Source organism: Streptomyces sp. NPDC002602 (genome assembly GCF_042889445.1).
Taxonomy (GTDB): Bacteria; Actinomycetota; Actinomycetes; order Streptomycetales; family Streptomycetaceae; genus Streptomyces.
Map to the genome: position 1 here is coordinate 22,427 of NZ_JBIAQX010000012.1, position 20,423 is coordinate 42,849.

19 protein-coding genes and 6 pseudogenes are annotated in these 20,423 nt (G+C 69.4%); 16 read left to right on the top strand and 9 right to left on the bottom strand.

What is annotated here, in order from left to right; all coding sequences use genetic code 11:
• Window positions 1-315: 315 nt before the first annotated feature.
• Complete coding sequence (locus ACFYW3_RS26790) at window positions 316-1,149, bottom strand: PIG-L family deacetylase (RefSeq protein WP_351759992.1); 834 nt, start codon at window positions 1,147-1,149, stop codon at window positions 316-318.
• Between the two features lie 419 nt (window positions 1,150-1,568).
• Here ACFYW3_RS26790 and ACFYW3_RS26795 point away from each other — a divergent pair.
• The 5 genes and pseudogenes from ACFYW3_RS26795 to ACFYW3_RS26815 all read left to right on the top strand — a co-directional run.
• Window positions 1,569-1,957 (top strand): annotated as a pseudogene (locus tag ACFYW3_RS26795) (formylglycine-generating enzyme family protein); the annotation flags it as partial.
• A gap of 201 nt (window positions 1,958-2,158) precedes the next feature.
• Window positions 2,159-2,419, top strand: a complete 261-nt coding sequence (locus ACFYW3_RS26800; RefSeq protein WP_389387685.1) for a hypothetical protein — start codon at window positions 2,159-2,161, stop codon at window positions 2,417-2,419.
• Window positions 2,374-3,167, top strand: a pseudogene (locus ACFYW3_RS26805) (IS5 family transposase); the annotation flags it as partial. The gene ACFYW3_RS26800 and the pseudogene ACFYW3_RS26805, both read left to right, overlap by 46 nt.
• A 348-nt stretch (window positions 3,168-3,515) precedes the next feature.
• Entirely contained in the window at window positions 3,516-4,040 is a 525-nt protein-coding gene (locus ACFYW3_RS26810) for a peptidylprolyl isomerase (RefSeq protein ID WP_234349914.1), read from the top strand.
• Window positions 4,041-4,451: 411 nt separating this feature from the next.
• Window positions 4,452-5,115, top strand: a pseudogene (locus ACFYW3_RS26815) (IS481 family transposase); the annotation flags it as partial.
• A 117-nt stretch (window positions 5,116-5,232) separates the two neighbouring features.
• Here the strand turns inward: ACFYW3_RS26815 and ACFYW3_RS26820 are convergent.
• The 4 genes from ACFYW3_RS26820 to ACFYW3_RS26835 form a co-directional block, all read right to left on the bottom strand.
• Window positions 5,233-5,511 (bottom strand): hypothetical protein, encoded by a 279-nt coding sequence (locus ACFYW3_RS26820; protein ID WP_389387554.1) that lies wholly within the window; start codon window positions 5,509-5,511, stop codon window positions 5,233-5,235.
• 85 nt (window positions 5,512-5,596) lie between these two features.
• Window positions 5,597-6,085, bottom strand: a complete 489-nt coding sequence (locus ACFYW3_RS26825; RefSeq protein ID WP_389387555.1) for a hypothetical protein — start codon at window positions 6,083-6,085, stop codon at window positions 5,597-5,599.
• Between the two features lie 17 nt (window positions 6,086-6,102).
• Window positions 6,103-6,378: a hypothetical protein gene (locus tag ACFYW3_RS26830; protein WP_389387556.1), complete on the bottom strand. Its 276-nt coding sequence runs from the start codon at window positions 6,376-6,378 to the stop codon at window positions 6,103-6,105.
• An 87-nt stretch (window positions 6,379-6,465) separates the two neighbouring features.
• Complete coding sequence (locus ACFYW3_RS26835; RefSeq protein ID WP_351762092.1) at window positions 6,466-6,981, bottom strand: putative immunity protein; 516 nt, start codon at window positions 6,979-6,981, stop codon at window positions 6,466-6,468.
• A gap of 53 nt (window positions 6,982-7,034) precedes the next feature.
• Between ACFYW3_RS26835 and ACFYW3_RS26840 the strand changes: the two are divergent.
• Window positions 7,035-7,948: pseudogene (locus ACFYW3_RS26840) on the top strand (IS982 family transposase).
• A gap of 148 nt (window positions 7,949-8,096) precedes the next feature.
• On the opposite strand, the pseudogene ACFYW3_RS26845 reads toward ACFYW3_RS26840, so the two are convergent.
• Window positions 8,097-9,150, bottom strand: a pseudogene (locus tag ACFYW3_RS26845) (IS256 family transposase); the annotation flags it as partial.
• A 6-nt stretch (window positions 9,151-9,156) separates the two neighbouring features.
• On the opposite strand from ACFYW3_RS26845, the pseudogene ACFYW3_RS26850 reads away from it, so the two are divergent.
• Window positions 9,157-9,629: pseudogene (locus ACFYW3_RS26850) on the top strand (HIT family protein).
• Window positions 9,630-9,704: 75 nt separating this feature from the next.
• On the opposite strand, the gene ACFYW3_RS26855 reads toward ACFYW3_RS26850, so the two are convergent.
• Both ACFYW3_RS26855 and ACFYW3_RS26860 read right to left on the bottom strand, forming a co-directional pair.
• Window positions 9,705-10,124 carry a hypothetical protein gene (locus tag ACFYW3_RS26855; protein ID WP_389387672.1) on the bottom strand — a complete coding sequence of 140 codons (420 nt, stop codon included), beginning with the start codon at window positions 10,122-10,124 and terminating at the stop codon, window positions 9,705-9,707.
• 553 nt (window positions 10,125-10,677) lie between these two features.
• Window positions 10,678-11,349 carry a hypothetical protein gene (locus ACFYW3_RS26860; RefSeq protein WP_389387557.1) on the bottom strand — a complete coding sequence of 224 codons (672 nt, stop codon included), beginning with the start codon at window positions 11,347-11,349 and terminating at the stop codon, window positions 10,678-10,680.
• 739 nt (window positions 11,350-12,088) lie between these two features.
• Between ACFYW3_RS26860 and ACFYW3_RS26865 the strand changes: the two genes are divergently transcribed.
• The 4 genes from ACFYW3_RS26865 (at window position 12,089) to ACFYW3_RS26880 (ending at window position 15,191) form a co-directional block, all read left to right on the top strand.
• Entirely contained in the window at window positions 12,089-12,241 is a 153-nt protein-coding gene (locus ACFYW3_RS26865; protein ID WP_389387558.1) for a hypothetical protein, read from the top strand.
• A gap of 173 nt (window positions 12,242-12,414) precedes the next feature.
• Window positions 12,415-12,567 (top strand): hypothetical protein, encoded by a 153-nt coding sequence (locus ACFYW3_RS26870; protein WP_389387559.1) that lies wholly within the window; start codon window positions 12,415-12,417, stop codon window positions 12,565-12,567.
• 231 nt (window positions 12,568-12,798) lie between these two features.
• Window positions 12,799-14,073, top strand: coding sequence for an ATP-binding protein (locus ACFYW3_RS26875; RefSeq protein WP_389387560.1), 1,275 nt, complete (start codon window positions 12,799-12,801; stop codon window positions 14,071-14,073).
• A complete protein-coding gene (locus ACFYW3_RS26880) occupies window positions 14,070-15,191 on the top strand; it encodes a tetratricopeptide repeat protein (RefSeq protein WP_389387561.1) in 1,122 nt (373 codons plus the stop codon). The genes ACFYW3_RS26875 and ACFYW3_RS26880 overlap by 4 nt, the downstream gene beginning before the upstream one ends.
• A 143-nt stretch (window positions 15,192-15,334) precedes the next feature.
• Here ACFYW3_RS26880 and ACFYW3_RS26885 read toward each other — a convergent pair whose 3' ends face one another.
• Entirely contained in the window at window positions 15,335-15,466 is a 132-nt protein-coding gene (locus tag ACFYW3_RS26885; protein WP_389387562.1) for a hypothetical protein, read from the bottom strand.
• A 356-nt stretch (window positions 15,467-15,822) separates the two neighbouring features.
• Between ACFYW3_RS26885 and ACFYW3_RS26890 the strand changes: the two genes are divergently transcribed.
• The 5 genes from ACFYW3_RS26890 to ACFYW3_RS26910 all read left to right on the top strand — a co-directional run bounded on the left by ACFYW3_RS26890 (window position 15,823) and on the right by ACFYW3_RS26910 (window position 20,417).
• Window positions 15,823-16,101, top strand: a complete 279-nt coding sequence (locus ACFYW3_RS26890) for a hypothetical protein (protein ID WP_389387563.1) — start codon at window positions 15,823-15,825, stop codon at window positions 16,099-16,101.
• A 173-nt stretch (window positions 16,102-16,274) separates the two neighbouring features.
• Window positions 16,275-16,577 (top strand): hypothetical protein, encoded by a 303-nt coding sequence (locus tag ACFYW3_RS26895; protein ID WP_389387564.1) that lies wholly within the window; start codon window positions 16,275-16,277, stop codon window positions 16,575-16,577.
• A 509-nt stretch (window positions 16,578-17,086) separates the two neighbouring features.
• Window positions 17,087-18,952, top strand: coding sequence for an ABC transporter ATP-binding protein (locus ACFYW3_RS26900; RefSeq protein WP_389387673.1), 1,866 nt, complete (start codon window positions 17,087-17,089; stop codon window positions 18,950-18,952).
• Between the two features lie 107 nt (window positions 18,953-19,059).
• Window positions 19,060-19,497, top strand: coding sequence for a hypothetical protein (locus tag ACFYW3_RS26905; RefSeq protein WP_389387565.1), 438 nt, complete (start codon window positions 19,060-19,062; stop codon window positions 19,495-19,497).
• A gap of 77 nt (window positions 19,498-19,574) precedes the next feature.
• Window positions 19,575-20,417 (top strand): hypothetical protein, encoded by an 843-nt coding sequence (locus ACFYW3_RS26910; protein WP_389387566.1) that lies wholly within the window; start codon window positions 19,575-19,577, stop codon window positions 20,415-20,417.
• Window positions 20,418-20,423 lie beyond the last annotated feature (6 nt).

A 20,423-nucleotide genomic window follows, 5' to 3' on the forward strand; every position in this document is an offset into this window, starting at 1 on the left:
CCTTACGTCGCTCGATCAGGGAGAGCGTGGCGCCGAGACCAGGGCGACGACGATCCCCATCACCAGAAGCAGCACCAGGAGCAGCACCAGGTCCGTACCCGAGGACTGGTGGACCGGCCACCGCGGGAGCGGCTGCTGCGGGGGGCCATCGCCGCCGGCTCAGCGTCTCCGTGCCGGTCCCGGTGGGCCGGCCGAGAGGTCGGGCAGGGCGGGTCGCCCGGCCGGTGCACCCGAGTCGGCGGAGGGTCGTCCTCGTGTCGCCTCTCCGGCGATCCGCCCTGATCGAGTCTCCCGAGCCCCGGTCGGACCGTCGGTTCAGCGCAGTCCGGCGAAGAGGTCGTTCTCGGGTACGGCCGCGCCGGTGGTGTCCTGGACACGGACGAAAGTCTCCACGCCCATCAACTCGCCGAACCGCTCCTTGCCCATCTTGAGGAAGAAGATGTTCTCGCCCTGACTGGCGTGCGCGGCCAGCGCGTCGAACTTCTGACCGCTGTACGCGGTGGTGTCCACCCAAGTGCTGATCTCGTCGTCGGGGAGGCCGATCTCGGCCATGGCGGCGGCCTCGGCAGGATCCGGTTCCGGCATGTCCTCGTGGAACTCGCGCATGATCTCGCCGAACCGCCGCATTCCGGAGCGGGGCATCGTCGTCCAGTACACCTTGGGCGTCAGTCCGGTCGTCTTCAACGCCGCCACCGTGATGCGGTGGGCCTGGATGTGGTCGGGGTGGCCGTAGAAGCCGTTCTCGTCATAGGTGACGACCACGTCGGGCCGGTAGTGCCGCATGAGTTCGGCGAGTCTGGCGGCACCTTCCTCCAGGGGGGTCTGCCAGAAGGAGCCGGGGGCGTCGTTGGTCGACCAGCCCATCATCCCGGAGTCGGCGTAGTCCAGCGTCTCCAGATCGCTGACCTTCAGGACCTCGCAGCTCGCCTCCAGTTCCTGACGGCGCATCAAGGCGATGGCCGCGGGATCGTGCGCGGGATCGCCCGGCTTGACACCCCCCGGTCCGTCACCGCAACCGCCATCGGTACACGTCACGAGGACCGTGCGGATGCCCTCCGCCGCGTATCGCGCGAGGATCCCTCCGGTTCCGGTGGCCTCGTCGTCGGGGTGCGCATGCACAGCCATGAGGGTCAAGGGCCGATCGGTCATGAGGAGTCCTCCTGCGGAAAAGCGTCTTGGTCGTGGTGCGCGGCGGATGTTCACCGGTCCCGAGGACCGGAGCCGGTGGGGCGGACGACCTTCCGGCGGCCATGCCCCCCACGCGCGCGGCGCGGGTCCTTCGGTCGATGCAACAGCGTCGGCCGGACCGGTGTTCCCGCCGGGGCCGCGTGGACCTCCCGGGCGTCGGCGCGAGGACGCGGGCGCGGTGCGGACGCCCTGTCTCGACGCCACGTCGGATTCGCATCCCTGCGGGCGCGTGCGGGGCGCGGCGGCGGTCGCTCGACCAGCGCACCGCGGCGAAAGACCGCCCCGTCGTCTGCCCTCCACCTTCTCCTCAAAAGGGTCGGCGGGGCGATCACAAGGCGCCCGTAGGGTGATGCGTTGTGGACACGAGGGCAGGCATCGAGATGGTTGGCGTCCCGCCGGGACGGGTGACGCTGTCGGACCGTCGTACGCGGAGCAGTTGGGTCGTCGACGTCGAGCCGTTCCAGATGGCGGCGTTCCCGGTCACCCAGGTCTCGTACGCATGGGTCACCGGTCAGCGGCCGAGTGGCGCCCAGGAGGACCGGCTGCCCGCGGCGGGCGTCTCATGGTGGGACGCGATCCGGTCTGCGACGTGCTGTCCCTACGTGATGGGCCGACACCCGTGTACCAACCACATGCCGACGGCGAGACGGTTGATCGGGACACCCCCGCAGACGGGTACCGGCTGCCGACCGAGGCCGAATGGGAGCACGCCTGTCGTGCGGGTACCTCGGGCCCCCGTGTACACCACCACCCCCGGCTGGCTCGGTACTCCGACGAGAAGCTGGCCCGCGAGGCCGTGGCCGACGGCCGATCCGCGGCGAACAGCCCTCCAGGAAAGGAAACAAGCAGCTCAAACGGGCCTTCCTCCTCTCCGCGTTCGCCACCCCGGGCGACCCCGCGTCCCGGACCAAGTCAGGCTGAATCGCCGAGAGCCCGCCGTGCTTCAGCCCACAGCCGCTCGTACTCCTCCGTGGAGATCTCGGCCGCCAGCGGCTGGTGCCATGAACGGCAGTACGGCGTTCTCGCCGAAGGTTCCATGGACGGATGGCAGGAATGCGGCATCGGCAACATCGCCGCGGCCCTCGTCGCCGGCGAACCCCGATCCAACTTCCTCTCCCACCCAGGGATCATCGGCCACCAGATGCGCCAATTGCGGACCCATGAACAGCGTCATACTCCGGGCGGGGTTCTCGTGATCGGGGCGGGCGGTGGCGTGACCACCATCAGGTGACCGACGCGATCGCGTTCAAGTACCGCACCGGCACGCCGTGGATGGACCTGCCCGAGCACTTCGGCTCGTGGAAGGGTGCCCACAACCGGCTGCGGAAGTGGGCAGCCGACGGCACCTGGGAGAAGGCCTTCACCGCTCTCCTCGCCCAGGCCGACGCCGAGGGCGACCTGGAGTGGGTCGTCGCGGTCGACTCCACGATCGTCCGTGCCCACCGGCACGCCGCCGGGGCCCGTCAAAAGGGGCCCCGAACGGCGAGCCCGCCGACCATGCCCTCGGACGGTCCCGCGGCGGACTGACCACCAAAATGCACCTGGCCGCCGACAACCGCTGCCGGCCCCTGGCCTTCCTCATCACACCCGGCCAGGCCGGTGACGCACCCGCGTTCCCGAAGGTCATGGCCCGCTTACGGATCCCTAGGCCGGTCGGCAGACCGAGGGTGGCCCCGGACGTGGTCCTGGCCGACAAGGCCTACTCGTCCCGCGCGATCCGCTCCCACCTGCGTCGGCGCGGGATCCGGGCGGTGATCCCCCAGCCCGCCGACCAGGCCGCCAACCGCAAACGCCTCGGCAGCCGCGGCGGCAGTCCACCAGCCTTCGACCGCGAGGCCTACAAGCAACGGAACACCGTCGAACGCCGCATCAACAAGCTCAAAATATGGCGCGGTCTGGCCACACGCCACGACAAGACCGCCACCACCTACCTCGCCGGACTCCACCTCGCAGCCATCCTCATCTGGTCAGCCAGATGATCCGAAGGAAACGCCCTGGGTCCGACCACCGCGGTCCTGGGCCGGCGCCTCTCGCCGGCCTCCTGTCGCTGACCATTCCCGCCGACCACACCACGCCCTAGACTGCGACCGCTCCAAAACCTGGCGATCAACAGGAGGGCGCGCAAGATGAACCGAGCACTGATCAGCGCATTCGCGGCCGTGACGTTAGTCGTGTCCGGGGGAAGTGCCGCCACCGCTTCCGACGGCGCTCCGCCGCGCACCACGCACGGCCCCTGCCAGTACACGCAGACCCCGGACGAGCCGCCCGCGCGTCATGTTCCACTGCCGCCCGACCCGCGGCGCACCCCTGGCCGCGGCACGGTTGACATGGCTGTTGCGACCAGCCAGGGTCCGCTCCCCCTGCGTTTGGACCAGGCCAAGGCGCCGTGCACGGTCCAGAGCTTCCTGCACCTGGCACGGCACGGGTTCTACGACCGAACGGTGTGCCACCGTCTGACGGCGTATCCGACGCTGAAGGTCCTGCAGTGCGGCGACCCGACCGGAACCGGTGAGGGAGGGCCCGGGTACAAGTACAAGGACGAGCTACCGGTGGATCTGCCACCCGCACCGACCGATCCGACCGGCGCGCGCCGCCTGTACGGGCGCGGCCTGCTGGCGATGGCCAACGCCGGTCCGGACACCAACGGCTCACAGTTCTTCGTCGTCTACGGCGACTCCGCACTACGCCCGAACTACACGGTGTTCGGCACGGTCGGCCCCGACGGCCTGGCAACACTCGACAAAACCGCCGCCGGAGGAATCCAGCCGACCGCGGAGGACCCGGCACCCGTCGACGGCACACCCGTGCTGCGGACCGAGCTGCTCCGCGTCCGACCGTCCTGCCGGCATTGACTCCCCGCGGCCGCGCCGAAACCGCGGCCGCTGCGGTGGCATCTGTCCGGGGGCCAGGGTGGGGGTGGGGGTGGGGGTGGAGCGGGAGCGGGCCGCCATCGGGGAGGCCCACAGTCGGGACGCGGGCGCGGGCCGCGCGGTCAGCGGCGTGGTCCAAGCGTGGAGGGTCGCGTCCACGAGGCGGCCCACCAGGGCCATGCCGGTGACCTGCTTCCAAGAGGTTCGGCCGTCAGGCGGTTCAGGTGCCGGGCGACGGGGTGAGTGCTGTCGCTCTCGCGGATGTTCTGCATGCGGGCGGCCGGCAGGGGCCACTGGCGTGAGCCGACCAGGAGGCCCGCTTCCCCGCTCCGGCAGGATGTCCATGACCAACGACACCATCTGCGAGTGCGCGGCCGGGCGCACCTTCAGGTGCGGCACAACCTGCACCGCCTGGCCTGGCTGGACCGGCCCACCGGAGAGCCGATCAGGCGTTATGAGCGTGCCCGGCCCGGCGAGCCGGTCCACGTCGACATCGAGAAGCTCGGCAACATCCCCCACGGCGGCGGATGGCGGGCCGTGGGCCGAACCGACGGCGACCGCAACCGGCAGGCCACCACCACCGAGCGGCAAGAGCTCCACACCGGTGACTGGCTACAGCCACGTCCAGTCCGCGGTCGACGACCACTCCCGCCTGGCCTACAGCGAGGTCCTGGCCAACGAACGGCAGGAGACCGCCGCCGGCTTCCGGCAGCGGGCCAACACGTTCTTCCAGGCCCACGGCATCACCGTCGAACGCGTCCTGACCGACAACGGCGCCTGCTACAAGTCGAAACTGTTCACCCGGATCCTGGCCTCGGGTGGCATCACCCACAAACGCATCCGGCCCTACCGGCCACAGACCAACGGCAAGGTCGAACGCTTCAACCGAACCCTGCTCGAGGAATGGACCTACCAGCGGCCCTACACCTCGAACACCGAGCGGACAGCAGCGCCGGCAGACTTCCTCCACACCTACAACCACCACCGCTGCCACACCGCACTCGCAGGCAAGCCACCCATCAGCCGCGTAAACAACGCCGCGGGTCAATACACCTAGCCCGTCGTTCACGGGGCCCCGGGAACGCTTCGCATCCACGCAGGCGGGTGGCGCCCACGGGTCGGCGGCCTCCCTCCCGCACCGGCGCGGCAACGGCGGGAGCGGCGGGTGCGGGGGTTACGGCCTGAGCAGGCGCGGGAGCGGGGACCGGCGGGCGGGTACGCGTCCCGCCGCAGGCGCGGCCCGCGGGTCGCCGGAGCCGCCCTTGCGCGAGTCCCGGGCCGGCGGCGCTACAGCACCGGGAGCAGCAGGGGTGGCGGTGGGCGCCGGGGTGGCGGGCGCGGGTGCTTGGGCGGGCGCGGGTGCACGGGTGGCGGCCGCGGTGGTGACGGCGGCGACGGCCTGGTCAACGCCGTCGAGCACGTACCAGGGCACCCCGGCCCCCCGTTCGTCCATGGCCGCGACCCTAAGCACGCGCGCCGCCCGAACACGAACACGACTCCACCGCGTTCCACCGCCGCCGCGCCGACCGCCCGCTCCGCTACTGCGCGTTGCGGAAGTCGTAGTAGTCCTTGCCCGCGACGAGGACCGAGGTGAAGGAGACGGGCAGGCCGTGCGGGCCGCGGGGGACTTCCTGGGAGGTCTGGCGGGTGAAGCCCAGGGAGACGCCCGGGACCACGACATTCTCCGGGTCCTCGGCGTCCACGGCGCAGCCGCGCTCGGTCAGCCCCGCGAGGATCGTTTCGGCGGGATCCCTGAAGACGTCGTGCTCGTCCAGGAGGACGCGCGTGGCGCTCCCGCGGCCCTCGCCGGGCCACCACAGTTCCACGGCCGTCACATGGTCATCCGCATCGTGGAAGACCGTGTAACCGACCCCGTCGACGTCACCCATCAGCCGGCGCGCGCGCCGGGAGGTGGGGACGACGACCCGGGGCTCACCCCAGGGCTGCAGCGCGGCCAGGGCCTCTTCATACGTACTACCGAGGTGCACGGGCCCGGCGGCGGTCGGCGGTGTCAGGAGCAGATCCATATTGCTTCTCCGATTGTCTACTTGAGCACTTCGCAGGACTGCCGCCGGCCGGGACAGCACGCCGAGCACGCGCCTTTGGCGAAGTGCGTCGCCGCCACGCACGGCATCCCGCTCTCGCCGTGGGACTCGTGGTAGAGATCCGCTTCTCCCCCGTCCTCCGCACGGAGCCGGGAGAGGCCGTCCTCCGAACTGCCCGCCACCACGTACGGCTCCGTCACCTGTCGGAACCGTTCGGCATGCAACGCGACAACCTCGCTGTCCACGAACCGGAGCAGGAAGCTGCTGTAACTCATGGACACACTCTGCCATCGTCATGATCCGCCGGACATTGCCTAGATGATCGATTCCAAGGGGTCAGTGCAGACAAGCGGTCACGCCCGTCAGAAGTCGAAGACCGACCAGCAGATCTCGTTTCGCAACCGCTGATCGTCTAGGACGAGTTCGCGAATCACATCCGGGAGCTGTTCGCGCTGCCAACGGCACTCGAGCCGGCCGGCGCTCTCACCTTGCCGCCCGGGGGCCGTCGCACGCACAGCCTTGATCGCGTAGGCCGCAGCGCCAAGTTCGTGTGCGGCGACATGCGCCACCACTGCCGCCTGGCCGGCAGCAAATGCGGCGTGCCGAGCGGCTCCGCTCAACTCCCTGGCCGCAGCCATGGCATGGCCACCCGCCGCTCGGGACTGGGACATCCTGATCTCACCGCATGTCCATGCCCGAACCTGCTCGATCGCCTCGCGGGGGCGCGGGTCCGACGGCTGCACCGACTCGAAGAGGTGCAGAACGTGCTCCGCGCACGCGGCAGCCCACAAGGCCAGGAGCCGATGGTCGGAGTCCGTAAGCGTCCCCCCGCGGCGGATGGTGATGAAGCGGGGGTCACGATCTTTGGGGAGGATCATGGTATTCCCAGGGATCGACTGCGCGCATAGGGCGAGGGCGTCCAACGTCGTGTGTGAAGACAGAGTTGGACACCCTCGCGACCGCACTCTATGTCAAGACCCATGATCTGCTGAAGGCGTCTGCGCATCTCGTGCCATGGTGGCCGGCCGTAGGGATCGCCCCGCAGCTCACCGACGCAGAGCTGGTCACGCCGGCGGTAATACAGGCGATGCCCGGCTTCACCTCCGAGGCCAGATGGCTCCGCCACGCCCGCTCCACCTGCGACATCTCTTCCCGTACGTACCCAAGCAGCCCGGCTACAACAAGCGGCTGCGCAAGTCCGCCGAGCTGCTCCGCCGGGTCACCCGGCTACTGGCCACCGAAACCTCGGTGTGGAGCGACGATGTCTGGATCGTGGACTCCACTCCGGTGGAATGCGGCCGCTCACGCGAGACCGTCAAACGCTCCGAGCCGGCCGGATGGGCCGAGTACGGGTACGGCGCCAGTCACAGCCGCTTCTTCTGGGGCCCGCGGCTGCATCTGGTGTGCACCCTCCAGGGCCTGCCCGTCGCCTTCGCTCTGACCGGGGCCAAGGCCGACGAGCGCGAGACCCTGCTGGACCTCCTGGCCGCCGAACCCAGCCTCGTCGCCTTGCGTCCTGCCCAAACCCTGATCGGCGACAAGAACTACTTCGGCCGGGGCTTCGAAGACGAGCTCGCCGAACAGGACATCCGGCTACTGCGGCCGAGCCGCAAGGGCGAGCCGGAACGGCCCGGAGCTCCCCTGTTCAAACCGTTGCGGCAGGTCATCGAGTCGGTCAGCGAGACCTTCAAGGGCCAACTCGACCTCGAACAGCACCGAGGGCGCACACCCGGTGCTGTCGTCGCCCGCGTCATGCAGCGAATCCTCGCGCTGACCGCCGCGATCTGGCACAACGACCACACCGGACAGCACATCCTCCGCTCGCTGACCGCCTATGACCACTGACCCCTTGGAATCGATCATCTAGGACCAAGTCCCGAGTTGCGGAGTCCCCCGGACGAGACCGGCTCACTCCCGAGCAGGCGAAAGACTGGCTCGCGGAGCACCCTTAGGGTCTGTCCAGTAAACGGTGTAACCGTGGTTGGCTTGTAGCTCAGATTCGGTTGTTGGTGAGGCGTCCGTCGAAGGCGATGTCGAAGGCCTGGAGGGCTCGCTTCCAGCAGGTCGTCCAGCGTTTGCGGCCGGCGCCGGTCGGGTCGAGGGACATCACCGCGCGGTAGACGCATTTCAGGGCGGCGTTCTCGGAGGGGAAGCGGCCGCGAGCGCGGACCGCCCGGCGGATGCGGGCGTTGACGGACTCGATCGCGTTGGTCGTGCAGACGATCCGGCGGAGCTCGGCGTCGAACTGCAGGAACGGGACGAACTCGGCCCAGGTGTTCTCCCACAACCGAACGATCGCCGGGTACTTCTGCCCCCCACTCCTCGCAGAACTCGAGGAACCGGCTGGTGGCCGCGTCTTCGGTCGGAGCCGTGTAGACGGGCTTGAGGGCCTTGGCGATCTTGTCCCAGTCCTGGCGGCCCGCGTGGCGGAACGACGCCCGCAGCAGGTGGACGACGCAGGTCTGGACGACGGTCTTGGGCCAGACCTCGCCGACGGCATCGGGCAGGCCCTTCAACCCGTCGCAGACCAGCATGAGGACGTCTTCGGCGCCGCGGTTCTTCAACTCGGTCAGGACCCGCAGCCAGTGCTTGGCGCCTTCACCTCCCTCGCCACCGGCCCACAGCCCGAGGATGTCGCGGTGCCCTTCGGCGGTGACCGCCAACGCCATGTAGATGGGGCGGTTGGCGACCTGGCCGTCGCGAATCCTCACGTTGATGCAGTCGATGAACACGACGGGATACACGCGGTCGAGGGGGCGGGCCTGCCACTCGGCCGTGCCCTCCATCACCGAATCGGTGATCGTCGAGATGGTCTGCTTGGAGACCTCGGCGCCATAGACCTCGGCCAGATGTGCGGAGATCTCGCCGTGGGTCGGGCCCTTCGCCGACAGTGACAACACCATCTCATCGACGCCGGTCAGCCGCCTTCTCTGGAGGTAACCATGTAGCGCGAGGCGAGTGGAGAACATTGTGTGCAACTCAGTGCCGGTGTGATCGACAGGTTCGTGTGCAACACCTGTGGCGCTACTTGATGTTGGGGAGGGTCGTCGATCATGAGTGATGACTGGCGGAAGGACCGGATCGGCAACGCCCTTCGGGGTGAGAACCCTGCGGTGTTCCGAAGGTTGGAAGCGGGATTCGCAGTGATCGGGGACGTCCAGTTCCTTCCGGGATACTCGGTGCTCTTGGTCGACGATCCCTCGGTGGAGCGGCTGTCGGGGCTTCCGAAGGACAAGCGCCTGGCGTTTCTCTCCGACATGGACAAGCTGGGTGAGGCCCTCGAATGCGCTTGCAGGCGGCTGGACCCGGCTTTCCGACGGGTCAATCTGGGGATCCTGGGGAACACCATCCGTTCCTGCATGCGCATGTGTGGCCGCGGTTCGAATGGGAGCCCGCCGATCTTGTGGGCCGACCGGTGTGGCTCTCTCCGCGTGAGCGGTGGCATGACGAGCAGTATGTGTTCGGCCGGCAGCACGACGCGGCGCGCGAGTGGATCGCCGATGAGCTGGACCGCCTCGCTCCCTGACGTCTGCGGGGCGTCACCTAGATCGGCACCCGCTCCTGTCGCCTCGGCAGCGCGAGGCGACAGGACTGTGCTCCGTCAACAAGCCGCGGACGCGGATGCCGTCTCGTGTCCTTGATTGAGTTCCTCCATGACACGGTCGCGGAGGAGTTCGTACTCCTCGCGAAGCCTGCGCCACTCGGTGATGGGAGGGCGGGGAATGACGATGCCTCCGGCGACGATCTCCTCGGGCCGGAACTGCTCTCGGGTGAGGTCGATCTCGATGCCCATGCCCAGGCGATTCCACCAGTGGTAGTCGACGCGTTCTCCGTTCACGTGAACTTCCCCGCGGATCAACTCCCCTCCCAAGAGGTCGTTCAGCACCATGGCCGTGACACCGCACTGGTCCCGGGCCGGGTTGTCGGGGCTCCAGCGTGGCCGGAACTCAGGTGTGCATGTGTCGGCACTCCAGCTGCTGCGAACAGCTCGCTCGATGTCGGTGAGAAGAAGCGGTGTCATGCCGCTGATGTTCTCAACCAGCACTGACAACGGCCGCTCGAGGACCGTCGGCCCCGTTGGTTCAGCGCTCTGGTCAGGTCCCGGTTGGCCTCCCTTGCGGCATCGAGATCAGATCGAGCCTCCTCCAACGCGGAGGTCAGTTCGACGTTGTGCTGCTCCAGCCTCGTGATTTTCCGCTGGAGCTCGTCGTTGTCAGCTGGGGCTCCGAGTCCCGACTCCTGCCATGCCTGAGCTCCCAGCGCCTGCGACAGCCGTTTCTCCAGCTGCTGAACGCGGGCGGCCAGGCGGGTGTTGCGGGCCTGGGCATTGGCGAGGTCGGCCTGGAGCGAGGCCCGGCTGGCCGCCGGCCGCGACGTTGTGCGGTTCCAGACAGATGCCGTAGGCCGTAGCCACTTCCCCGATGGCCCGCCGCACGTGTTCGGAGTCCGGCATCCCCTGTGCTTTGCGCCAGACACGGTTGCCTCGGCGGTCGAACTGCAGGGCAGTGACCCGGTCGACAGCCTCGCGTCGTCGCTCCTGGCTGACGCGGTAGTACGCCTGAGTTGTGGAGAGTTCACGATGGTCCATCAAATCCATGAGCACGTCCGGGGTGATGTCGGTGTCCGCGTGACGCTGCGCGAAGGAATGCCGGTAGGCGTAGGGGAAGATCCTGGACTTGTCGAACGGGCAGCATCCTCGTCACGAGCTGCCCGTCGACCAGCACCACGACCGGCATCATGATGTCGGGCAAGTCATCGACCCACGCTCGGTGAGCCTCGCCGATCGAGCCGATCGGCTTCGTCCCCGCGGGGTTGGCCACCGGACTCGGCAGCAGCTTGAGCTTGCTGGTCGGGGTGTCGGGGAACCGCTCACGTACCCGTTCCTGCTGCGCCGTGATCACGGCGGCGGTCGCCTGCGCGATCGGCAGGCGACGGCCCAGCCGGTAGTTCATGGAGTTGTCGTAGTCCATGACCAGCGTGCCGCCCGGATCCTTCGCCAGGCAGTCCCACGGCAACGTGCTGATCTCGTCAGGCCGCCGCCCTGTGTCGATCAGCAGCTCGGTCGCAACGCGGAACTCGCGGTTGCTGATCTTCTCCAGCAGATCAAGGTTGTCGCAGAGCTCTCTCATCACCTCGTCCGGCAGGTCGCGGCCGGCCTCGGTGTCCTCGGTGTCCTCGGTGTCCTCGGGCTCGTCCGGGATGTCCTCCACGGACGGCGCGAAGTCGGCCGGAAGCCCCTCCAGCACTTCTCCCGGGCCGGCCGGTGAGGCCCATGACACGAATCCGGTTCACGATCTTCCGGACATAGCGGATCACGTTGACCCGGTGGTGAGCTCCGAAGACGCAGCTCTCGGCGAGGAACGCGACCCGGTTGCAGAAGCTGACCATGTCCGTACGTGCGGCACGCAGGCTGTGGGCGGCCTCCACGCGGGCCGCGACGGCGGCGCGGTGCGCATGGGTCAGGGTCCGCAGCGCCTGTGCGTCGGGGCTGCTGTCGACGCCCGGCCGGGAGACCCCGGTGCGGACCATGGCGACGAGCATCCGGGCGTCCGCCCGGTCCGACTTTCGCGATCCCCAGAGCGCTGCGGTGGCGGGCCGCGCGCGTGGGATCGACGTGGACCACGGCCATGCCGGCCGCGGCCAGGGCGCGAGCGAAGAGGATGCCGGTGTCTTCGATCCCGGTGACGGCGGAGCGCCACCGCCGCTCCAGCGGGGCAAGGAAGGCGGGGTACTCGGCCGCCGGGTCGGGGCTGTCGGCGTAGACGATGCGATGTGCAGCGATCACGGCGCCGGCTTCGTTGAGCGCCGCGAAGTCCAGCCAATTGTCCGGCCAGTCGCATCGACGAACAGCACCGCGCGAACACCCCCTCAACCGAAGATCAGTGGTAGAAAGAATTCCACCCGGGATAGCGCGGGTCACACACGGGGATCAGGGAAAATGGGCGTTCGAGGCATCAGGCGCTGACAGTCACAGCGGGGTGGGAGATGGCGCGGGAGGTGATCCCCCGGGACCACCTCGCCCACGGCGAATGGCCGGCCGGCGACCTGGCGGCCGACGCACCTCCCGGTGCTCACCTCGGCCAGGTCCTCGCGAAGAACCTGGCCGCGGCCATGGCCCAGCGAGGTCTAGTGCTGTGACCGGAATGGTTTGCCGGATCGCGGTGTCCGGTGCGGTGCATCGCAAGGCGGAGGACTGCCTCGTGTACTGGACGTACTTGAGCGGTCCGACAACGCGGCGAGGTGCCGTGCCGGGCGCCGTGACACGGTGAACCTTTCCGGTCACAGCGCTAGGCGTCCGCGAGCTCGCCCGGATGGCCAAGGCGAGCCACCCCACGGTCAAGGCAGTGCCGGACGGAACCCGGCTGCCCGCCACGCACACGGTCCTCCTTCTCGAACTCGCACTGGACCTCCCGCTGTACCCGGCGGCCCTTTTCGAGCAGCTCCGGCCCTTGGCCCGCGACTGACTCGACTGACGCGACTGACTCGACTGACTGAGGAGTTGCGGCTGCTCCTCCCGGCAGGGCCGGCCTCCACGTGGCAAGCCGGGCCGACTGAGTACCGTGTACGGCGCGTTCGGACAGCGGTGACATGAACGCGATCTACGGGCCCCGTGGTTCTCGAAGGCCGAACGGCCATGGCTCGTCAGACCCAGGGCCAGTGGAAACCCCGTGAGGGTGAGTTCGTAAAGTGGCCACATGTCTGACGCCTCTCCCCTGATACAAAGTTTGCGCACGGCCGTCGAGTCGGCACCGGGTGACATGCCTCTGCGTCTGCACTTGGCCGGCCTGTTGTTGGATGCCGGGCAGCAGGACGACGCGGTCATGCAGGTGGCCGTCGCGCTGCAGCACGCGCCGGGTGACAGTCAGGCAAAGGCGCTGATGACACGCGCGATGAGTACGATCTCGCCTGCGGGAATGCCGCCGTCTGAGCTTCCGCCGGCCCCGGCAACCCCGACCATGGAGCCTGCGCCCGAATCCACTTTCAACTGGAGCGCCGCATCCGACCAGGTCAAAGACGTCATTCCGCCGCGCTTCGTGGAAGAGCCCCTCGCCGCCGACGGTAGCGGCGACGCCGAGGGTGCTCCCGCTTGGGACGTCGACGCTCCGGGGACCGTGCGCCTCGCCGATGTCGGCGGCATGCAGGAGGTCAAGGACCGCCTGGAGGCCGCCTTCCTTGCGCCGCTGCGCAACCCGGAGTTGCGCAAGCTGTACGGCAAGAGCCTGCGTGGCGGCCTCCTCCTCTACGGACCTCCCGGCTGCGGCAAGACCTTCGTGGCACGCGCCGTCGCGGGGGAGCTCGGTGCGAGCTTCCTGTCCGTGTCCGTCAATGACGTACTCGACATGTGGATCGGCAACTCCGAGCGCAACATGCACGAACTCTTCGAGACGGCCCGCCGTCAGGCCCCCTGCGTGGTATTCCTCGACGAGCTGGACGCTCTTGGCGGCAAGCGCAGCCGTACGCAGAGCGCCGGCCTGCGCAACACGGTCAACCAGCTCCTGACCGAGCTCGACGGCATCAACGCCGCCGCCAACGAAGGCGTGTTCGTACTCGCCGCGACGAATGTCCCCTGGGACGTCGACATCGCATTGCGCCGCCCCGGCCGCTTCGACCGCACGCTCCTCGTCCTGCCTCCCGACGCGCCGGCACGCGAGACGATCCTCCGCTACCACCTGCGTGAACGCCCCATCGAGAAGGTTGACTTGGGCAAGCTCGTCAAGATGACCGACGGCCTGTCCGGAGCCGACCTCGCCCACCTGTGCGAGTCCGCGGCGGAGACGGCGCTTCTCGACTCGGTGCGCACCGGGGTCGTCCGCATGATCGGCATGAAGGACCTGCTCGCTGCCGCGAAGCAGACGGTGCCCTCGACGGAGCCGTGGTTCGCCTCCGCACGCAACGTGGCGATGTATGCCAACGACGGCGGCATGTACGACGACCTGGTCGCTTATCTGAAGAAGAGGCGGAAGCTGTGACCACGCTGCACCCGACCGTCGAACAGGCCCAGGCCCTGATCGACTTCGAACGCCATGACCAGGCTCTGGAACTGCTGGGCCGCCACCTCGCCGAGGATCCCGGCGACATACGCGCCTGGGTCAAGATCGGCTACTGCCATCTCAACACGAAGGCGCCGCGGCAGGCGAGTGAGGCGGCCGACCAAGCCCTCAAGCTGGACCCTGAAGACTACGGCGCACTGATGTTGCGCGCCTGGGCGCTGGTGGACGACGGGGGCTGGCTCAACGTCGAACCCGTACTGCGCCAGGCGATCCGCGTAGCTCCCGAGGAGTCATACCCCCGTGCCATGCTGGCGGACGCCGTGTGGCGGGCCGCGATCGTCAAAGACGTCCGGACAACGGGAGCGAGGGAGATGAGTCATGCCGACATGGATCGCATTTCCGGCGAGGCCGCCGACCTGGCCATGGAGGCACTGCGCCTGGGTCCCGAGGACCTTTACGCCCACGAGGTCGCCCACCGCATCGCCAGCATGGCCGGCAATCGCACCGTCTCCGATCAACTCGACGAGGCCATTCTCCGCATCGACCCCCATCACGAAGAAGCCGTTGCCCGCCAGACGAAGAAGGCCGCCGAGGCCCCGGGGGTGAACGCCGCACAGGCCGCCGAACTGTACGCGGGTGCACTGGCCGGCCAGCCCGACTCCTCCTGGATGCAGCAGCAGCTCGACCGTGCCACCTACCGGCTTCTGCGAGGCACTCGATGGCTCGCCCTGCTCTGCCTGGTCGCGCCAGCCGCCATGATCAACCTGTTCCCCTCGGACGACCACCCGGCCCCCGCGCTGCCCCTGCCCATCGGACAGCGCCTGTGGTGCATGGTGGTCATGGCAGCGATCTGGGGCTTCGGCGCCTGGCGCCGCTACCGCAAGCTCCGCGCCGGGGTGCAGCTCAACGTCCGGTCCCTGATCCGCCGCGGCCGCTGGGCCCGCGTCGTCCTGGCGCAATCGGGCTGGGCCATGCTCTGCGCCCTGCTGATCGCAGGACCTGCCTGGGCAGACCTGGCCGGGCCACGCCTTCTCTTCTGGGCGGGGCTCGTGCCCATCGCAGCCACCATCTGGTTCGACAAGAACAAGGCCCGGTAGCTCGTTCGGGGGTGCAGCGGTCCACGGTTTGGGCAGGTTCTCGGTGCACCGGAGCCCCGCGGGCGAGCGGGATGCCGACTGCCGCACATCATGAGCGACGCGGCGGGCGGGGCCCCAAGGCGAACGAGCGGCACATGCAGCACTCACTGCCGACCGAGCCCTCCATCGAGCAGCTCGGCGCGTTGCAGAGCCAGGCCGGCGGCGGGCAGTCGTCGGCCGCGGCCGGGAGGTTCGCCGACCACCCGGAGGTCGAGCACCCGCTCGTCCTGACCCATCCGGTCACCGGAGCCCGCTCACTGCTGCTCGGCTCCATGGTGATCCGCTGCGTCACCGGACCTTCCGATCAGGACAGCCGCGCCATGATCGACGACCTGCTGGAGCACACGACCAGCGAGCCGTACCTCAGGCACTGCACACCCACCTTCCGGTCACGGGCACCGAAGCCCTCGACGTCCTGCTGCGCTCGCTGCCGCCGACGCCCGAAGCCGCCGGCATCACGAACGACTTCGGATGGCACACCTACTCCCCGCACTCCGACTTCGTCGCCCGCCACCTGCGCACCGGCGAGTACCCGGACCAAGCCCTCGATGCCCTCGCGCGCTTCACGCGGTACTTCTCGGCAGAGGTCGCCGTGCGGGACTTCCTCAACGACTTCCCCGACGAGACGATGAAGGCCGTCGACGCCTGGTCACGCGACGAGGCCCCCCGGCCCGCCGGCTCGCGAGCGAAGCCACCCGCCCCCCTCCTGCCCTGCGCACCCCGCATCTCCCTGCCCGCCGATGCGGCGCTCCCTGTGCTCGATCGGCTCTACGCAGACTCCAGCACCTACGTCCGCACCTCCGTCGCCAACCACCTCCACGACCTCGCCGGCACACAGCCCGAACTCGTCCTGGCCACCCTCAGGCGCTGAAGGAACAACACAGCGCCTCCGACCAGCACTTCGCCTTCATCCCCCGGACGGCTCTGCGGAGCAGGCTCAAGAAGGGCTCGCCGGACGCCTACGCCTTCCTCGGCTACCCGCATGACGCACCGCTGGAGCTGACGCCTCTCGTCCTTGAACGCACCGAGCCGGCCGACGGCGACGTGCTCAGCTTCTCCGCCGCCCTCACCGCCACCGTGGCCGTCCCGGTGGATGTCATGTTCGTGATTTCCTCCACCACGCCCACCGGCAAGCCGCGCGAGAAGGTCTACTTCCTCAGCCGCACCGCCGTTCGGCCCGGCCGGCCGCTCCTTCTGTCCAAGCCGCACAAGCTGCGGTCGACGGCCCCCACGAAGATCGCTCCCGGCCCGTACACCGTCGCGATCCAAGTCAACGGCCGCCGCTTTCCCCCGTGCCGTCCACGGTCGTCGCAGCATGATCCGCGAGCGGCCCACCACCTGATCTGACCGCTCTCCGCCCAGGCCGTGCCTCTCCTTGCCACGGCTCGGTCAGCCATGCCCCACACCGCAGCCCCGGCCGACACGGCAATCCCCCGAAGGGGTGACTCGACCGCGTCGAACAGATTTCAAGGCCCGCCGCCGCACCCTGCCCGCCCCAACACCCAGATCAGAACGTGTGTTCACGAAATGAGCCGTGACGGAGCCCGATCCGACGCGTTCTTAGAGCACCAGTGCCACTTCCCCGCCCAGATGGAGGACATCATGGATCCCGCCCCCGCCCCCGTGCATCAGCCCTCCAGAATCGAACGACGGCCCGCCTCCGCGACGGTGCGCCGTGTTGACGACACCCGCTCCTCAGCACGTCTGGATACGAGGTGGGCGGCATGAGTGAGTCGACCGATGACACCGCCGAGACCGTCCCGGGACCGCGCCCCACCCCCCTTCCGCCCGCCCCTCCGACCAAGGAGCCGGAAACGGCGCCGGCCCGTGCGGAGCAGAACTCCCCCGTCCCGGAGATGCGGTACGTGGACCTGACCGGCAGCCGTGAAGCGGCCGGGCGCTCCATCCGGATGCGCGACATGGCCCGGCGCCTGCCGCAGCTGGTCCAGCGCTCCCTGGCACTCGCCTGGCGCGTCGACCGGCGGGCCACCACCGGCCTCCTGCTGTGCCAGACGGTCGCGGGCGTCATGCAGGCCCTGGGCCTCATCGCGATCAGCGGCACCCTCACCGCACTGCTGACCAGCGGCGACGTCTACCACCGGCTCCTGCAGGCATGGCCGTCCGTAGCCCTGCTGGCCACCGCAACCGGAGTGCGGGCACTGCTGGGAATCACCGTCAGCTGGCTCTCCTCCCGGCTGAGCCCCCTCATGTCGCGCGAAGCCGAGCAGATGCTGCTCACCGGCTGCGCCGAGGTGGAGCTCTCCGCCTACGACGACCCCGACTTCAACCGCGACCGCGAAGCCGCCGACCGTGGAGCGCAGGTCACCGGCGACCTCATCGACGAGGGCCAGGACCTGATCGCCTCGGCCGCCTCCTTCCTCGCCGGAGCCGTCGTCCTGGCCGGGGTGAGCTGGGTACTCCTCCCCCTCCTGGTCGCCGCCAGCGTGCCGCAGGCCCTCGCCCAGGTCAGCGCCGCCCGGGTCCGCTACCTGGCGAACCTGCGCAGCAATGGCGACAACCGCATGCTGTCGGTGCTGCGGTGGCACATCTTCACCCGCGAGGCCGCTGACCAGATCCGCGCCGGCACCATGGCCGGCTTCCTCTCCGGCCGCTACCGGCAGACGGTCGCCCGGATCAACCGCGAGGACCGGACAGCGGCCGACAAGGGCGCCCGCATGTCGCTGGTCGGCGCCCTGTGCGGCGGCCTCGGATCGGCTGTCGTATGGGCGGCGGTGGTGTGGCTGCTGGCCACCGGCCGCATCAGCGTCGGCCACGCCGGCACGGCCGTGTTCGCTCTGCAGACGGTGGGCCAATCGGTGCGCGGGCTGGTCGCCGTGGGGGCCCGCGCCGTGCGTACCGGCCTCTACATGGACGACTGGACACGGTTCCTCGACCTGGCCGGCGGCTACACCATGCGCCGCGGCGAGCACCGGCCGGCGCCACCGTCCGAGATCGAGATCAAGCAGGTCTCGCACCGCTACGCCGGGAAGGACCACAACGCGCTGTCCGACGTCTCGCTCACGCTGCGCCGGGGCGAGGTCACCGCACTGGTCGGCTTCAACGGATCGGGGAAATCGACGCTGTCGAAGCTGGTCAGCGGCCTGTACCTGCCGAGCGGCGGGCAGGTGCTGTGGGACGGCGTCGCCACCGATGACGTCGACCCGCAGGCGCTGTGGCAGCAGGTGGCCCTGGTGCCGCAGGACTACGCGCACTGGCCGCTGACGGTGCGCGAGAACGTGACCCAGGGGCAGCCAACCGCCCGCGGTGACGCGGCGGTCCGGGAGGCCTGTGAGGCCGCCGACGCTGACGAGGTCGTCGACAAGCTCGGCGCCGGCCTGGACACGCTCCTCGCCCGCGAGTGGCTGAACGGGGAGGAGCTGAGCGGCGGCCAGTGGCAGCGCATCGCGCTCGCGCGGGCCTTCTTCCGCGAGGCCGGGCTCCTGGTCCTCGACGAGCCGACCGCGAACCTCGACCCTCGCGCCGAGTACCGGATCTTCCAGCGGCTGCGGGACCTGGCCCGGGACCGGGTGGTTCTCCTGGTCACGCATCGCATCACCAACGTCGCCGTGGCCGACCGGATCGTGGTCCTCGACGAGGGCAGGGTCGTGCAGGAGGGCACCTACAAGGACCTCGCCGCGCAAGAAGGCGGCCTGTTCCAGCAGTTGCTGTCCTATCAGGTCACCTCGGAGCCGGACGGCGAGAGGCACGGAACCCGCGCGTGAAGGATCCCGGCACCACCTCACGCGCTCCGCCCGGGCTCACGGCCCCGGCTGCCCATCCCACCCTCGACCCATCCACCAGTCATTCCGCGCTTCTCCGAGGTGTTGACGTGCCGATCACCCGCTCCCACATCCCGGACGTCACCCTCGACATCCACACGATCACCTTCGAGGGCGACATCCACCGCGGGCCCTTGTCCCAGATCGGCGGGAAGGGAGCCTTTACCCGCCGCGCCGACGAGCACCTCCTCGACGGCCGCGTCTCAGCGACCGTCGCCTGCGCCAAGGACCTGCCCAGTGCGCACGACCGGGCATCGGGCATCACCGTCGGGGCGGTCCTGCCGCGGGAGGACGCCCGCGACGTCCTCGTCCTCCCTGCCGGCCATCCGCCCGGCACCCGGGTCGGCACCAGCGCGCCCCGCCGTGCGGCACTCCTGCGCGCCCTGTACCCGAAGCTGACGCCGGTGCCGATCCGGGGGAACGCCGACTCCCGGCTCGCACGGCTGGACGCGGGCGCGGCCCGTCTCCTCGCCGTCACCCCCGAATAGGCCACGTACGAGCAGGCGGGGACGCGGCCCCTCGGTCCCGCCCCTCCCGCTCGCCCTCTTTCCTGATGGAGAAGGTGATGGATCAACTCTTCGCCCCACCCCGAACGCTTGTGGAGCAGCAGCGGATGCGACAGGCGCACCGGTCCGCCGCGCGGGCGCTCCTACTGCCCGCCGCCCACGGACCCGAGTCCTGGGGGTGGCAGGGACGCACCCTCAGCCGCCGCACCGGCGACCGGTGGCTGCGCGTTGTCTCCCAACCCCAGGACAAACCCCTCGGCAGGCTGTGGGACGGCGCGGCGGCCGCCGAAACGGCCCTGCCGCGGACCATCCCGCGCCCACGACTTGCCGACGTGATGGACTGGACCGCGGGCGAACACCGCTACCGGGCCGAGGTGTCCGAACTCGTCCCCTGGCCCGCCCTCCAGCGCGGCGGGCCCGTCCTGGAACACGAAGCCGACCTCCCGAACGTGTGGTGGACCGAGCTGCGCGGAGCCCTGACCACCCTGGCGGGCGTCTCCACCGACCGTCTCTCAGTCCGCCAGAACTGGATCGACCGGAACTTCCCCACCTACCTCGGCATGCCCCCAATCCAGATCACCGCATGGGTGACCGGACACGCTGACCTGCACTGGGGAAACCTGGCCGCCGATCACCTGGTGATCTTCGACTGGGAGTCCTGGGGCGCCGTCCCCCGCGGCTACGACGAAGGGCTGCTCCACGCGTACAGCCTGGCCACACCAGCCACCGCAGCACGAATCCGGCACGAGTTCGCACACATCCTCGACACCCCTCACGGCCGGACCGGTGAACTCGTCGCCCTCGCGCAGCTCCTACAAGTCGCCGGCCGCGGCCACCACCCAGAACTCAGAGGCCACCTCGAACGGCGAACGCAACACGTCATCACACAGCTCACCCCGTAGCCCCAG

Coding starts and splice junctions, on each gene's coding strand:
- ACFYW3_RS26790 (WP_351759992.1), bottom strand. CDS start 1,149: ATGACCGATCGGCCCTTGACCCTCATGGCTGTGCATGCGCACCCCGAC.
- ACFYW3_RS26810 (WP_234349914.1), top strand. CDS start 3,516: ATGGCTGTTGCGACCAGCCAGGGTCCGCTCCCCCTGCGTTTGGACCAG.
- ACFYW3_RS26820 (WP_389387554.1), bottom strand. CDS start 5,511: ATGGACGAACGGGGGGCCGGGGTGCCCTGGTACGTGCTCGACGGCGTT.
- ACFYW3_RS26825 (WP_389387555.1), bottom strand. CDS start 6,085: ATGGATCTGCTCCTGACACCGCCGACCGCCGCCGGGCCCGTGCACCTC.
- ACFYW3_RS26830 (WP_389387556.1), bottom strand. CDS start 6,378: ATGAGTTACAGCAGCTTCCTGCTCCGGTTCGTGGACAGCGAGGTTGTC.
- ACFYW3_RS26835 (WP_351762092.1), bottom strand. CDS start 6,981: ATGATCCTCCCCAAAGATCGTGACCCCCGCTTCATCACCATCCGCCGC.
- ACFYW3_RS26855 (WP_389387672.1), bottom strand. CDS start 10,124: ATGACACCGCTTCTTCTCACCGACATCGAGCGAGCTGTTCGCAGCAGC.
- ACFYW3_RS26865 (WP_389387558.1), top strand. CDS start 12,089: ATGGCGCGGGAGGTGATCCCCCGGGACCACCTCGCCCACGGCGAATGG.
- ACFYW3_RS26870 (WP_389387559.1), top strand. CDS start 12,415: ATGGCCAAGGCGAGCCACCCCACGGTCAAGGCAGTGCCGGACGGAACC.
- ACFYW3_RS26875 (WP_389387560.1), top strand. CDS start 12,799: ATGTCTGACGCCTCTCCCCTGATACAAAGTTTGCGCACGGCCGTCGAG.
- ACFYW3_RS26885 (WP_389387562.1), bottom strand. CDS start 15,466: ATGGGTCAGGACGAGCGGGTGCTCGACCTCCGGGTGGTCGGCGAACCT.
- ACFYW3_RS26900 (WP_389387673.1), top strand. CDS start 17,087: ATGCGGTACGTGGACCTGACCGGCAGCCGTGAAGCGGCCGGGCGCTCC.
- ACFYW3_RS26910 (WP_389387566.1), top strand. CDS start 19,575: ATGGATCAACTCTTCGCCCCACCCCGAACGCTTGTGGAGCAGCAGCGG.